The sequence below is a fragment of the Butyricicoccus pullicaecorum genome (genome assembly GCF_002160355.1).
GTDB lineage: Bacteria > Bacillota > Clostridia > Oscillospirales > Butyricicoccaceae > Butyricicoccus > Butyricicoccus pullicaecorum.
Window position 1 is genome coordinate 1 of the sequence record NZ_NFKK01000030.1, and the last position, 12,372, is coordinate 12,372.

The 12,372-nt window shown below is 46.9% G+C and carries 21 protein-coding genes; 16 read left to right on the forward strand and 5 right to left on the reverse strand.

Annotated elements, in window-relative coordinates; genetic code table 11:
- Window positions 1-252: 252 nt before the first annotated feature.
- Window positions 253-846 (forward strand): NAD(P)-dependent oxidoreductase, encoded by a 594-nt coding sequence (locus B5F17_RS14025; protein ID WP_162608196.1) that lies wholly within the window; start codon window positions 253-255, stop codon window positions 844-846.
- Between the two features lie 130 nt (window positions 847-976).
- Here B5F17_RS14025 and B5F17_RS14030 read toward each other — a convergent pair whose 3' ends face one another.
- Window positions 977-1,324 carry a winged helix-turn-helix transcriptional regulator gene (locus B5F17_RS14030; protein WP_040332453.1) on the reverse strand — a complete coding sequence of 116 codons (348 nt, stop codon included), beginning with the start codon at window positions 1,322-1,324 and terminating at the stop codon, window positions 977-979.
- Between the two features lie 148 nt (window positions 1,325-1,472).
- On the opposite strand from B5F17_RS14030, the gene B5F17_RS14035 reads away from it, so the two are divergent.
- Entirely contained in the window at window positions 1,473-1,874 is a 402-nt protein-coding gene (locus B5F17_RS14035; RefSeq protein WP_087374826.1) for a pyridoxamine 5'-phosphate oxidase family protein, read from the forward strand.
- Window positions 1,875-2,124: 250 nt separating this feature from the next.
- A complete protein-coding gene (locus B5F17_RS14040; protein WP_087374827.1) occupies window positions 2,125-2,736 on the forward strand; it encodes a pyridoxamine 5'-phosphate oxidase family protein in 612 nt (203 codons plus the stop codon).
- 19 nt (window positions 2,737-2,755) lie between these two features.
- On the opposite strand, the gene B5F17_RS14045 is transcribed toward B5F17_RS14040, so the two are convergent.
- On the reverse strand, window positions 2,756-3,160 hold the full coding sequence (locus tag B5F17_RS14045; RefSeq protein WP_087374829.1) for a MerR family transcriptional regulator: 405 nt from the start codon (window positions 3,158-3,160) through the stop codon (window positions 2,756-2,758).
- Window positions 3,161-3,300: 140 nt separating this feature from the next.
- Between B5F17_RS14045 and B5F17_RS14050 the strand changes: the two genes are divergently transcribed.
- Window positions 3,301-4,158, forward strand: coding sequence for an aldo/keto reductase (locus B5F17_RS14050; RefSeq protein WP_087374831.1), 858 nt, complete (start codon window positions 3,301-3,303; stop codon window positions 4,156-4,158).
- A 604-nt stretch (window positions 4,159-4,762) separates the two neighbouring features.
- Here the strand turns inward: B5F17_RS14050 and B5F17_RS14055 are convergent.
- Window positions 4,763-5,953 (reverse strand): tyrosine-type recombinase/integrase, encoded by a 1,191-nt coding sequence (locus B5F17_RS14055; RefSeq protein WP_087374832.1) that lies wholly within the window; start codon window positions 5,951-5,953, stop codon window positions 4,763-4,765.
- 78 nt (window positions 5,954-6,031) lie between these two features.
- Window positions 6,032-6,745: an SHOCT domain-containing protein gene (locus B5F17_RS14060; protein ID WP_087374834.1), complete on the reverse strand. Its 714-nt coding sequence runs from the start codon at window positions 6,743-6,745 to the stop codon at window positions 6,032-6,034.
- Window positions 6,746-6,829: 84 nt separating this feature from the next.
- Between B5F17_RS14060 and B5F17_RS14065 the strand changes: the two genes are divergently transcribed.
- The gene (locus B5F17_RS14065) at window positions 6,830-7,072 is read left to right on the forward strand and encodes a hypothetical protein (protein WP_143287753.1); all 243 of its coding nucleotides are present in this window, start codon (window positions 6,830-6,832) and stop codon (window positions 7,070-7,072) included.
- Window positions 7,073-7,094: 22 nt separating this feature from the next.
- Here the strand turns inward: B5F17_RS14065 and B5F17_RS14070 are convergent, their stop codons facing one another.
- Window positions 7,095-7,481: a helix-turn-helix domain-containing protein gene (locus B5F17_RS14070; protein WP_087374838.1), complete on the reverse strand. Its 387-nt coding sequence runs from the start codon at window positions 7,479-7,481 to the stop codon at window positions 7,095-7,097.
- Between the two features lie 139 nt (window positions 7,482-7,620).
- Here B5F17_RS14070 and B5F17_RS14910 point away from each other — a divergent pair, with 139 nt between their 5' ends.
- From B5F17_RS14910 to B5F17_RS14120, 11 genes are all read left to right on the forward strand, one after another.
- Window positions 7,621-7,779 carry a hypothetical protein gene (locus tag B5F17_RS14910; protein WP_162608197.1) on the forward strand — a complete coding sequence of 53 codons (159 nt, stop codon included), beginning with the start codon at window positions 7,621-7,623 and terminating at the stop codon, window positions 7,777-7,779.
- A 42-nt stretch (window positions 7,780-7,821) separates the two neighbouring features.
- Window positions 7,822-8,043, forward strand: coding sequence for a hypothetical protein (locus B5F17_RS14075; protein WP_087374840.1), 222 nt, complete (start codon window positions 7,822-7,824; stop codon window positions 8,041-8,043).
- Window positions 8,027-8,320, forward strand: coding sequence for a hypothetical protein (locus B5F17_RS14080; protein ID WP_087374842.1), 294 nt, complete (start codon window positions 8,027-8,029; stop codon window positions 8,318-8,320). The genes B5F17_RS14075 and B5F17_RS14080 overlap by 17 nt, the downstream gene beginning before the upstream one ends.
- Window positions 8,321-8,810: 490 nt before the next feature.
- Window positions 8,811-9,440: a hypothetical protein gene (locus B5F17_RS14085; RefSeq protein WP_087374844.1), complete on the forward strand. Its 630-nt coding sequence runs from the start codon at window positions 8,811-8,813 to the stop codon at window positions 9,438-9,440.
- Between the two features lie 249 nt (window positions 9,441-9,689).
- Window positions 9,690-10,013, forward strand: a complete 324-nt coding sequence (locus B5F17_RS14095) for a DUF3846 domain-containing protein (RefSeq protein WP_242968778.1) — start codon at window positions 9,690-9,692, stop codon at window positions 10,011-10,013.
- Between the two features lie 2 nt (window positions 10,014-10,015).
- Window positions 10,016-10,324, forward strand: a complete 309-nt coding sequence (locus B5F17_RS14100) for a hypothetical protein (RefSeq protein ID WP_087374850.1) — start codon at window positions 10,016-10,018, stop codon at window positions 10,322-10,324.
- Window positions 10,325-10,371: 47 nt separating this feature from the next.
- Window positions 10,372-10,542 carry a hypothetical protein gene (locus B5F17_RS14105; protein WP_162608198.1) on the forward strand — a complete coding sequence of 57 codons (171 nt, stop codon included), beginning with the start codon at window positions 10,372-10,374 and terminating at the stop codon, window positions 10,540-10,542.
- Entirely contained in the window at window positions 10,539-10,697 is a 159-nt protein-coding gene (locus B5F17_RS14915) for a hypothetical protein (protein WP_162608115.1), read from the forward strand. Before B5F17_RS14105 ends, B5F17_RS14915 begins: the two co-directional genes overlap by 4 nt.
- A 1-nt stretch (window position 10,698) precedes the next feature.
- Window positions 10,699-10,992: a hypothetical protein gene (locus tag B5F17_RS14110; RefSeq protein WP_087374854.1), complete on the forward strand. Its 294-nt coding sequence runs from the start codon at window positions 10,699-10,701 to the stop codon at window positions 10,990-10,992.
- A gap of 86 nt (window positions 10,993-11,078) precedes the next feature.
- On the forward strand, window positions 11,079-11,477 hold the full coding sequence (locus B5F17_RS14115) for a hypothetical protein (protein ID WP_087374856.1): 399 nt from the start codon (window positions 11,079-11,081) through the stop codon (window positions 11,475-11,477).
- 10 nt (window positions 11,478-11,487) lie between these two features.
- A partial coding sequence (locus tag B5F17_RS14120) for an FmdB family zinc ribbon protein (protein WP_143287754.1) occupies window positions 11,488-12,372 on the forward strand: 885 nt, incomplete at its 3' end.

The following is a 12,372-nucleotide window of genomic DNA, read 5'->3' on the forward strand; positions in this document are numbered from 1 at the left end:
GCTGGGTTGTTGTCTCTCTTTTTGTTTATTCTACTAGCTCTGGGGTTCGCCGACAAAAATTGGTTAAATACTCCCGACAAAATATGGTCGCGATCTCCCGGCTCCAACAATACTATTATTTTTGATAGTACATCTATTTTAATATGGTACTTGTAATTTTTAATTATAAAACCTAAGATTTAAATTGTAAACTGTGGAGAGAGGTATGTTTATGAATGTGATTATATTTGGAGCAACCGGGGGCATAGGGAAGTGGCCGTTCGCTATGCATTGCAAAGTGGCCATCGCGTCACGGCCTATGTGCGCAATGCCCGGAAGATAACGGAAGCGAATGAAAATTTGACGATCATTCAAGGAGATATTTGCGATGAGCAGAAAATGATAAAAGCACTCGCCGGACAGGATGCTGTAGTTTGGTGTGTTGGAATCCCTATGAAGAAAAGCTATCAGAAGATGGAGTCATTAGAGGGGCATAAAACTCTGATCAAAGCTATGGAAGCAAATAGAGTAAAACGATTGGTTGATTGGGGAACGCCAAGTGTGCATTTTTCAAAGGATAAAAAATCATTGATTACAGTCGTGCCAGGAATCATAGCCGGTATCGTTTTTACCCAAGCTAAAAAAGAGATGGTGGCAATTGCTAAAGTCCTTCAGGAATCCAACTTGGACTGGACACTGGTACGTTTTATGGCACCGCAAGATACATGCTACACTGGAAATGTGAAAGTCGGATTTGGTGATACAAAAATGAAGTTTTCTATTTCACGTGAAGACATTGGTGCATTTATGATTAAAATGCTTGAGTCAGATACTTATATTCATTCCATGCCCATCATAGGGAGCTAATTATCATTTTATATAGCAGGGAAATACAGTATTTGCATGCTTTTATTTGCGGGACATGCCCATGTGTGATAAAATGACGTGCAAGAATTTGACGGACAACAGCCCGAGAGTTAAGAAAACGGAGCAGATTTTAAGTCTGCTCCGTTTTTCTTTCGCTATTTTGTACTTTGTATCCTTCGCCCCATGTCCACATGGCGTCCAGGATAGGCTTCAGGCTTTTTCCAAGCTCGGTTAAACTATACTCGACTCGTGGAGGAACTTCGGCATATACCTTTCGGTTGACCAGTCCTTTTTCTTCCATATCCCGCAGTTGAGCGGTCAATACTTTCTGCGATACACTGCCAATGGATTTTTTTAGTTCTCCAAATCGTTTTGTTCCAGGCATAAGGTCGCGGAGAATCAGGACTTTCCACTTATCACCGATCAGCATAAGCGTTGTTTCCACCGGGCAGGCAGGTAATTCTTTCGTTTGTTGCATGGTATCACTTCTTTCTATTAGTTTTCTTTAGGTAACTATAGCACAATAAAGTGCTTACTTTACAATGGATACTTATGGAATTATTATAATCTTGCAAGATAGAGATTGCAATTCCAAAATGCATATTTGAAATCAGGAGGTATTCATCATGAATGAAGTTGTAAAGTTTTTGCAGGAAAATCCCGTACAGTATCTGGCTACGGTTGGTCGCGATGGAAAAGCAAAGTGCCGACCCTTTATGTTTGCCGGTGAGCTGGGTGGAAAATTGTGGTTCTGCACCAATAACCAGAAGGATGTCTACAAGGATATGCAGATCAATCCCAATATTGAGGTATCTGTTTCCAGTCCGGCTTATGCATGGATTCGTCTAAGCGGTGAGGCTGTTTTCGAGAACAACATGGATGCCAAAAAGATGTGCATTCAAAACCCCATTGTTAAGGGTCAGTACGGTGATGCCACAAACCCGATCTTTGAGGTTTTCTATCTGAAGAACGCGCATGCGGTAATCGCCGACTTCTCTGGCAATCCGCCTAAGGAGTATACCCTGTAAGCAAAATATCTTGAAAAAAGTGAAAAACCTGGCCGACAAGACAGTCTGCGGACTGTAAAAGCAGCCCCGCAGGCAATCAGTCTCTGCGGGGCTTGTTTTTATCTCATAGAAGGATTATTTTTCTATTGTTGCCTGAATTTACTTTATTTTACTTCCAATTTTGGAAACATTTATACGCATCGACCAATTGGTTGATTTTTTTTGATAGATTTACCCGGATTAAAGGACAATCGGAAATAGGAGGTTTATCATGCGGGCAAGAAATTATTTGAAATATATTGCAGATGGAATCCACTCTACTGTTTTTGCCACGATAGACAGAGAGGGAAGGCCTGTCACCTGTGCCATCGACATTATGGATTATGATGAAAACAGCCTTTACTTTCTGACGGCAAAAGGCAAAAACTTTTATGATCGACTGAAAGCCAATGAAAATATTGCGTTTACCGCCATAAAGGGAAAAGACACCCTTTCTTGTGTGGCGGTATCAGTACAGGGGAAGGTGAAGGAGATCGGTTCGGATAGATTGCCTGAGCTATTTCGTAAAAACCCATATATGGAGAAAATTTATCCCGATGTACGCTTACGCAGCATTCTTACAGTGTTTCAAATTTATGAAGGGACCGGAGAATGGTTCGACCTTTCCAAACTTCCAATTGAGCGGGACGGTTTTTCTTTCGGTGATGCACAGACGAAAGAAAACGGATATTTTGTAACAGATAAGTGCATTGGCTGCAAATTGTGCTATTCTAAATGTCCGCAGAAATGTATTGATATCACGCAGAAACCTGTCGTAATCGAGCAGAGGCACTGTCTGCACTGTGGAAATTGTCCTGTAAGGGCCATTGAACGGAGATACTAAATATCACAAAAGCCGATTTTTATTCTTCGTCTGTGTGAATTAAATTGCTGGTATATTGGATTTTTCCAGACAATACATCATCATAATAATTTTGCTTCCCATCAATGTATGCAATATCTTCTTGCAGATTTTCCATCTTCTTCACAAGAAAATCGCGCTGCTTTGTTAAGATTTCTTTTCTTTGGGGGATGCTGGATTTCCCCTTTAAACAAAGTGCAAGATAGTGCTTCATGTCTGCAAGGCTCATTCCGCAGCGCTTTAAGCAGATCAGTCCCTTGATCCATTCGATATCATGTTCGTCAAAGACTCTGTAATTGTTTTTGTCACGTTTTACATTTGGAACTAACCCTTGGTTGCAGTAAAATTTTAATGCTTCATAAGTCATTCCGGCTTTTTGACAAGTCTGCTTCATACTGTATAGCATATTATTCGCCTCGAAAAAGTTTATAAATTTCAAAAAACTATTGACCGGTAGTTACAACCGGGTGCTACACTTTATATGGTAACACAAAACACACGAAATGACAATTTTTCGTGAATTGAATGAAAGTGGAGGCAGCAAAGATGGAACAGATCACTTTATATAATGGAGTGAAAATGCCAATTGTAGGGTATGGCGTCTATCAAGTGTCAAAAGAAGAGTGCGAGCGCTGTGTCATGGATGCACTTGACGTAGGTTATCGATCAATCGACACGGCACAAAGTTATTTCAATGAGGAACAGGTTGGAACTGCCATTGTCAAATCAGGTATTCCCAGAGAAGATATTTTCCTGACAACGAAGGTTTGGGTTGAGCATTATGGATACGAGGAAACTAAAAAATCTGTTCTGGAATCCATGCGAAAACTGCAAACAAATTATCTTGACCTCGTTCTTCTGCATCAACCATTTTCGGATTACTATGGGGCATATCGGGCATTGGAAGATCTCTATGACGAGGGAAAATTGCGTGCAATCGGCGTTTCAAATTTTTATCCAGACAGACTTGTGGATATCGCGTCTTTCAGCCGCGTAAAGCCTATGGTCAATCAGGTGGAAACCCATCCGTTTAATCAGCAGATAGAAGCAAAAAGATGGATGGATAAGTATGGAGTTCAAATGGAAGCCTGGGCACCTTTTGGAGAGGGACGAGGAGGCTTGTTTGAGAATCCTGTACTTGTTCAGATTGCTGAGAAGTACAAGAAAACAACAGCACAGATTATCTTACGCTGGCATATTCAACGTGGAGTGGTGGTCATCCCAAAATCTACACATAAAGCACGTATGGAAGAAAATTTGAATGTTTTTGACTTTGTACTGGAACAAACAGACCTAAATCGAATTTCCAAATTAGATAAAAAACAAAGCTCTTTCTTTTCACACAGTGATCCGTCCATGGTTGAATGGTTTGTTCGGATGGTAGAGGAAAGAAAGGGAAAATAATAACTGATAAACTAGCTGTAGAATCAGTTAACAGTTAAGATAAACGATTTGTACCTGCCACCGACATCTGCATGTGAAATCGGCCGCTGCTTAATGAAACTGGTGCTGCCCCAATTTGGCCGACAAAAAATGAGGAGTATCCTTTCTAGGATACTCCTCATGGTGCGAGCAATAAGATTTGATATAACCCATATCTACCTGTAATATAACAAGAAATGAGTTTATTACATTCTCAGCATTACTAAAGTATTGAACACTGACATTAAATTGACACCACGCAATCAGGACAGCTGGTTCTGAAAGAATTGTAAGTAGATCATGCTAGAGATCTTCGTAAAGAAGAAATAAAGAACAAGCTGTAGATACGCATTTTCAACTTTGAACTTTATATGCAAAAAAACCGCCGATTTCTTACGAAAAAGGCGGTTTTTTTTGGTCCGAGTGACAGGACTTGAACCTGCGGCCTCTTGACCCCCAGTGAAAGAAGGGAAAGGAGACAATTTTAAATCAATTATCAAGAATAAACCGTCTGTTTTTGCGTTATAGAATAGGAAAAGGTTGTATAATTTGAAATAGAGACTTGTTTTGAGGCTCGAAAAATCGGCTAGTTTTCGGCAGTTTTCGGGGTTGTTTGTCGTGGTTTTGTCGTGGTGTCAAGAGCTGCACGCATGGTTTCGATCTCGCTGTGCACGTAGGTGTTTGCGGTGACATCGATGTCCTGATGGCCGAGATATTTCTGGATGGTGTAGATATCCACGCCGCGGCGCCGGAGTGCTGTGCCGCAGGTATGGCGCAGCTCATGAGGGGTTAGGCGAGGGAGGCCAGAGGGCAGCGTATCCATGAACCGATTATACGAGCGGGAAAACCCGTTGGGGTCCCAGGGCTTCCCGGCAGCGTTAGGGAAGATGTACATACTGCGGCGAGGGATGGAGTCGAACACCTCCAGGCATTCGTCGGAGAGAGGGAGGACGCGGCGAGAACCGTGCTTTGGTTCTGCGATCGACACCGTGCCAGCGGTAGTGCGCACCGCTCGATCGATCCGGATGGTGCGAGCCTTGCGGTCGATGTCTGACCACATCAGCCCGCAGAGTTCGCCGCGGCGTAAACCGAGCTCGAGCAGAATGTACACTGCTGGGAACTCCATACGCGCACAGTACTTGACGGTTTCGATCTGCGCATCGGTATAGACTCGCTTTTCGTGTGGCTGCGCTGCACTGACCAGCTTGACGTGCTTGACAGGATTCCTACACGGTACGCCGTTTTCGTAGGCGCACTCGAATATGGCGGTCAGACACAACTTGAATTTCTTCAGGTAAGACATCGACAGATCACGGCGCTCATTGAAAAAGCGCTGCACATCGACCGGCTGGATGGCGCAGAGATCGGCATCGCCGAAAAACGGGATCAGATAACAGGTCACAGGGACGAAATATGAGAGGTGGTATGTGTTCGGCGTGACGGTAGGCTTTTTGTAGGTTTCGAGCCATTGCATTGCCCAGTGAGAAAATGTGTCCTCGTGCCGGCTAGAGCCGGACACGGGCTGACCGGTCAGGGCAGATACCCGAGACGATATGATGTATTCTTGAGCTTTGGCCTTGGCCTCGGCGAGGGATTTTGCGGAATAGAATGATTTACGAATGGCCTTGCCGTGGAGATCTTTCCCGACAGTAATCTTGTATTCGTATGTTCCGTCAGAGCGTTTTACTTGTTTCTTTCTTGGCATAAAAAACACCTGTCCTTCCATGATTTTTGCAAAACGGGTATGCAAAAGCAGGGACAAGTGATATAATACCATTGTCTAAGTAGTATCATGGGCTTGTCCCTGATGCGGGCCGCTTGTCCTGTTGGCGCAGGGCAGGCGGCTTTTTTTATGTTATTTCTCTATAAGAGCCATGCTTTGGTTGATTCTTTCCAAAATTTGCTCATCGGTTAAATCCGAATCAGCTAACAAAGTGCCTCTGTTGGAGGCGATCAAAGTAAGCGCAGATTTAGCGTTCTCTATGTATTTTTTTGCGTTATTAAGGTCTTCGATTTTGAGCGAGTTTAAGTATTCCATCATAGACTCAGCAGCCATTTGATCATTGAGGGCAGCGCTTTCGAATGCATCGAGATATTTTTTTTGATAGTTTGAAGTACCGTATCCGTAAGACTGAGATAATTGCTGGAACACGTATGCTGAATTCTCGCATCCGGAATACATGTCAAGGGCGCTGATCGTACCGTTTGCATAGCCGTCAATCCAGGTCATAAAATTGTTGTGAGACTCATATAATTTTGCGTAGTCCGACCAGGTTTTATCGTCGAATGCCAGTATTTCATCGGAGGTCATAGTGTTTTTGCTACTCGTGCCGGATATGATTCCACCGATAATAACTGCCAGAAATACGATAACAACAATCAAGCATCCAGTTTTTTTCTTTTTCTTCTTTTGGGGTGGAGTGGGGGTGTTTTGCTTGGAGTCGGCGACAGCGGGTGATTCGTTCAGCAATTTTGACTTCTGGGAGTCATATTCGCTTTGTGTGATTGCTCCGGAATCGAGAAGCTGTTTTAATTTCAACAGCTCATCTGCAACATAGTTGTCTTTCATATCCGAAAATCCTCCTTTTTCTTTCTACCATAACGGTAGTTTTTCACGCACCGGACACCGATGCGCAAAAAGTTACAGTTATGCTTGAAAATCGAACAGGCGTGCGATATAATGGAAACATCAAAAAACAAACATTTGTTCAGCATAGAAAGAGAGGGCAAAATGAACGAATTGAAAGAGCAGGCAGTCCAACGTGAGACCCGAGCCGAACCGCCCGTACTCTCAGAGACAGAAAAGACCATCGCAGTCATTGAACGAAAATTGCGTTTAATGAGCGAGGAAAAAGTAAAATGCGTCTTGCAATTTGTGATACATATTGCCGGATGATGTGAGACTGACCACTTACTGGTCAGTCTCTTTTTTTTTGCATTTCAGCGATCAGCGTGTCGGCAATTCCTTCGAGCTGTTTCCATTGCTCAGCTGTGAGTCGGGAAAGGGCTGCAATCAGACGAGCTCGAAAATCTGGTTCACCAGAAAGGATATCACCCATGAAAGCGGATATTTCCTCACCCCGACTGAGTTTGATAAACATTTCTCCTTCGCCGGTGCGTAACCAATGTTCGTTTACGTTGAACTCACGGCAGATATCGGCAATAGTACGGTCGCTGGGTTGCTTTACACCAGAACACAGCTGAGAGACAAATGCTTGGGATACATTTAGCTTATCTGCGAATGCAGTTTTCTTCAAACCGAGTGCGCTAATGAGAGCGCTGATTCGTTCATTAAGTTGTTCCATGCATGAGTTCTCCTTTCTGATTCTATTAAAGCATAAGTGACTTTGAATGTCAACAAAAAATATAACTAGGTTAAATAAAACTGTTGACATATTAACCCAGATATGTAATAATATAGCCAAGCTAAAGGAGGTGACATCGATGAATGCCGAAGAAAGAAAGACCCTGCAAAAGCTGGCAGAAGCGGTAAAGGTGCTGCCGCCTGAAAAGCGCGAGTACCTGATCGGTTATGCCGAGGGCGTAGCGGCCATGTCCGCAACGATTCAGGCCGCAGCCAACGCACAGAAGCCTGCGTCCTGATGGGCGCAGGCATTAACGTCAACCAAGAAACGAGGTGAGAATATGAAAGCGACCACGGAAGCCGTTTTGATCGAATCATTGTTTGAGATCAACCAGCAATTAGATCGAATCGTTGGGTTACTTGAAAAGGGTCAATGCGGTAACACGACAAACGGTGGTGCTGGTTACACCAGCGTGAAGGATGTCGCAGAGGCGATTGTTCGAGCTGTCAAACCAGACGATTCGACCATAGAAGGAGATGACAACCATGAAAATCGTCGCTGACGTACCGGAGTGCATCGCGTCCCAGCTGGACGAGCTGACCGAGCTGTGCAACCGGTACCCGCGGAAAGTCCCGCTGGGAGAGGTTGCGAAGCTGCTCGGCATTGACCGGGGATCGCTGGAAACCATGATTATGGCGCAGCGGTGTCCGTTCGGGATGGGATGGCTGCGGGAGACCGCGACCAACCGGACGTTTTTTATCTCAACCGTCAAGCTGTATACCTGGTATACCGAGTTTGTGATCAAGGCCGTGCGCGATGACCCTAAGATCATCCAGTAGAGCCGCTGGGGCATTGCATAGAAAATCTTAGCAAAGGAATAGCATCGTATAGCAGCGCAACGGCAAAGCCATGCAACAAAATGCAAAGAATAGCACAGCTAAGGCAGGGCGGGGCTGAGCTTCGCTATGGCGTAGCTGAGACTGGAGCAGATTGGCCGGGGCATAGGAATGCACAGCCGTGCGAAGGCATAGCGAAGACGTGCGCCGCAAAGGCATGGCCGCGAATTGACTTGCATGGCGATGGAAAAGCCTAGAATTGAATTGCTATGGCATAGTAAAGCAGGACAATGCAGAGGCATAGCAAGGCTTCGCGAAGCGTTGGCAGGGAAAAGATACGCATAGATATGCAAAGGCACCGCCTTGAGACGAGTCGATAGGCATCGCAATGGAAAAGCCAGGAATAGGAATGCACAGCAGTGGCATGGCTGCGATATGCGTCGCGCCGCCAGGGCAAAGCATGAAAACCAAAATACAAAGGAGACGATCAAGCATGAAAAAAGTCAATGTAAAAATCACGTTCCTCGAGGGTATCCTCGGAACCAGTTCGGCAGACGCAGAGATTTACACCCGGTTTATCGGAGCAAAGGCACCGGATGCCGCTACGATCAAGGAAGAGGTCGAGGCGCTGGGCGCGGAGAGCATTGTCGAGCGCGGCACCACGGTATTCCCGCGGGACGATGACGGCACGCCGTTCCTGTACGACTATCAGATCAAGGGATTTTTCAAGGATGCCTGCTCGATGCTGGCACGTTTGTCCGAAAAGGACCCGGAGACCGGCAAAAAGAAGAAGGCCAAGAACGAGAGCGGGAAGCTGACGGCTTATAAGAAGGTCATCGATGGCCTGATCTTTGTGGAGCCGCGTAAAATCTGCTTGGAGTCTCCGGGACCTGTGACGATCTGCCAGAGACCGCTGAGAGCACAGACCGCACAGGGTGAGCGGGTGGCGCTCAGCTCGAGCGAGGAACTGCCGGCCGGAACTACGGTGACTATGACCATCATCTGTATGGATGACAGCCACTGGGCAGCTGTTGAGGAGTGGCTCAACTATGGCAGTTTCCGCGGCATCGGTCAGTGGAGAAACAGCGGCAAGGGGCGTTTCGCGTGGGAGGTGCTGGACTGATATGGGCAGAAAAAAGAAGCCTGCGGAACAGGAGCACCCGCTGATCGGGCGCAAAGTCCGGTTTTCTCCGGTATACATGAACGGAACCAAGGAGAGCGAAAGACCTGAGGTCACTGGTACAGTGATCTGGGTACATCCGAAGCAGCGTTTTGTGGTGGTCGAGTACAGATACCCGAAGAGCCTGTGGCGGCCAGCTGGAACAATCCGGGAGTGCCTGCCGTACCGAAGTGTTGCAGGAGGATGTGCCGTATGAATGTACTTATGATCGACACCGAACACCGGATGTACTGGGACGATGTACCGAACACGCTGGAGGCATTACAGGCTGCGGTTGGTGGAAACATCGAGGTGGTACCGATGGACACCCATCTGTGTGTGATTTGCAATGAGGAAGACAAGCTGCTCGGCTTGCCGCCGGTAGCCGCCATGCCTGCGCGGCGCGACGTGCTGTGCGGCCCGCTGGTCATCTGCCGGACAACTCCGGACGGAGAGTTCACTGACGCAGAAGAGGACGACCTGTACACCGTTGGGGAGTATCTGATTCTGGTAAGATGCACAGAGGGGGATCAATAGTCATGAGCAGCAAGAAGAAACCAAGAAAAGATGCCTACAAAGGCTTTTTGTATATCGAATGTCCAAAATGTGGCACGGAGCGCGGATTTTATGTCCGTGATTACACCTACAACTTCCGGTGCAATGCTTGTGAGTCCGTCATGGAACTGAGAGGGATGCATCAAGCAGACGCGATTTGCGTGTGTGGCAAGCGATGGCACTATCTGACCAACAGCCAGAAGCGTTTCATCGAGATCAACTGCGTGCGCTGTCACTCGCCGATCACGCTGCACCGGCAGAGGGATGGATATTACAAAACCATCGAGAGATAGAGAGGAGAAGAATTTTGAAAGAAGAGCAGAGATGGATTTATTTCTGGTTGTTCCGGATCATGTTGGCGTTGTGTGTGCTGATTGCCGCAGCCTGCGGCCTATATGAATGGTGGACAAGCACCATGCCCGCGCTGCTGCCGATGCCTGTCGTACATATTTTGCAGTGTTTTGGCAGCGGCATTATCATCGGGCTGCATGTTCGGAGGGGCAAGAAATGAATTGTATGAAGGACAAGCAAAATAAGATCGTCCGCGATAAGGTACGAACGAACAATGTGGGTCAGGCGGCGCACGCTGTAAAGATCGCACAAAAGCAGAAAAATCCGGAGGATTTTTTACAGCCGGGTGCACGGAAAATCAGCGTGAGGCCGTAAGATGATTCGGTTTTCGGGGCTTGAAGTCCGTCCGGTTAGTTCTGTGACGGCGTATCCGGTTTGTCGGATTGATCGCGTGCTGGTGTCAGCATATCAGACCTTATACGGTGAAGTGTTGTATGAATGTCTGGGCGGCAGGCTGGGCAGTGAGGAGCTTGTACCACTCAGCCGGGACACGGCAAATTTCCGTGAGGCGTGGGCAATCAAGCTGCGCTATGACAGTCTGATCGAAGAGGCTCGCCGGGAAGAGAACTTGCGCGATCTTTCATGGCAAAAGGAAAGGGCGTCCGGCTGATGCCGAGACGCCCAAGTCCTGAAAAGATAAATAAGTGATGTGTTTAGTATAGCATAGGCCGTGTGCCTGTGCAAGAGGTAACGATTATGGAAATGTTAGAGCTGAAAAAGCAGATGCAAGCTGCCAGTGCTCCGCATGTGCGTGGCATTGGCGAAATTTTGCTGTATTTGGGTCAACAGAACGAGCAGATCGCGGCGCTGATCGAACAGGATCTTGCAAACCGCGAGATGTCGATTAACGCTTGTGGCAAAGTCCTATATGACTACGCCGAAAAGCACCAGAAGGGCGGTTCGTGGGCGTGTGCGGTCTTCGAAATGAATCCGGATAATCCGGTCATCAAGCTGATTCTGGATTTTTACAAAATCCCAAGCGCTTGGGTGGAAGGTGTCCGGACGGAGTGCGCAGATACTTCGGTGGAGGTGCTACCGATGGCGCACGAGGAAGAACCCCAGGCTGAAATCATCGACCTGATGGATTTGCTGTGAGGTGGCCAGGATGACAACAGACGAGATGTTGGCTCGATTGCCGGACGAGCAGCCGGATTTCGAGGAGCTGCAAGAGGTTATCGGACGGGAGCTGAAAGGCAAACTGTTTGCCCGGCGTATAGGAATGGATGAAGACCCGTTTTCGCTATCTCCTTATCCGCACTGGGAATGCGTTTGTACGGCCTGTGGAAAGAAATTTGAGGCCGATGTGAAGGACAAGCTGAAAGACATGACGGTCTGTCCGATGTGCGGGGGAAAGGTTGAACCGCACCGCTGGATGTTTCGCCGTGGTGGCAAATTGACGAGTGCGTTTTTGTTCTATCACCTGTTCCGGGGGATCGGACGAGAAATTTGGGTGCGGTCATGGCGTGTGTCGCAGCGTTTAAACTGGGATGGGCTTGAGATCGATTACGAACCAATGAGCATTTATCATTTTGAAGATGATACGGCAGAAAAATGGAAGCTCGGCTGGCAGGGCTGGAAACCGATTAAAACGATTCGAATGGACACTTGGAAGCCGAACAGCTTTTCTTATGAATACTATCCGGCCTTCGTGGGAGCGATCAGCAAGAAAACGATTAAAGGCAGCTGCCTGGAATACAGTCAGCTTGACCGCGCAATCGAATATGAATTTCCGCTGATCGAGTACATTGGGTTTTATCTGAAAAATCCAAGCGTGGAATACTTGTGGAAGTCAAACTGCATTCGGCTGTTGTGCGATTACTTCAATGGACGCAAAGACGATGTGCGTCGCGCGGTCAATCTCAAAGCCAAGACGTTCAAAGGCTTGTTTCGAGGTGCGGACAAGCGGGAGATGAAAATTATTCCTCAACTGCACGCGCGGGAGATTATCTGGTTTCATTGGCTGTATCAAGCAGGAGTCATTCGGGCCGAT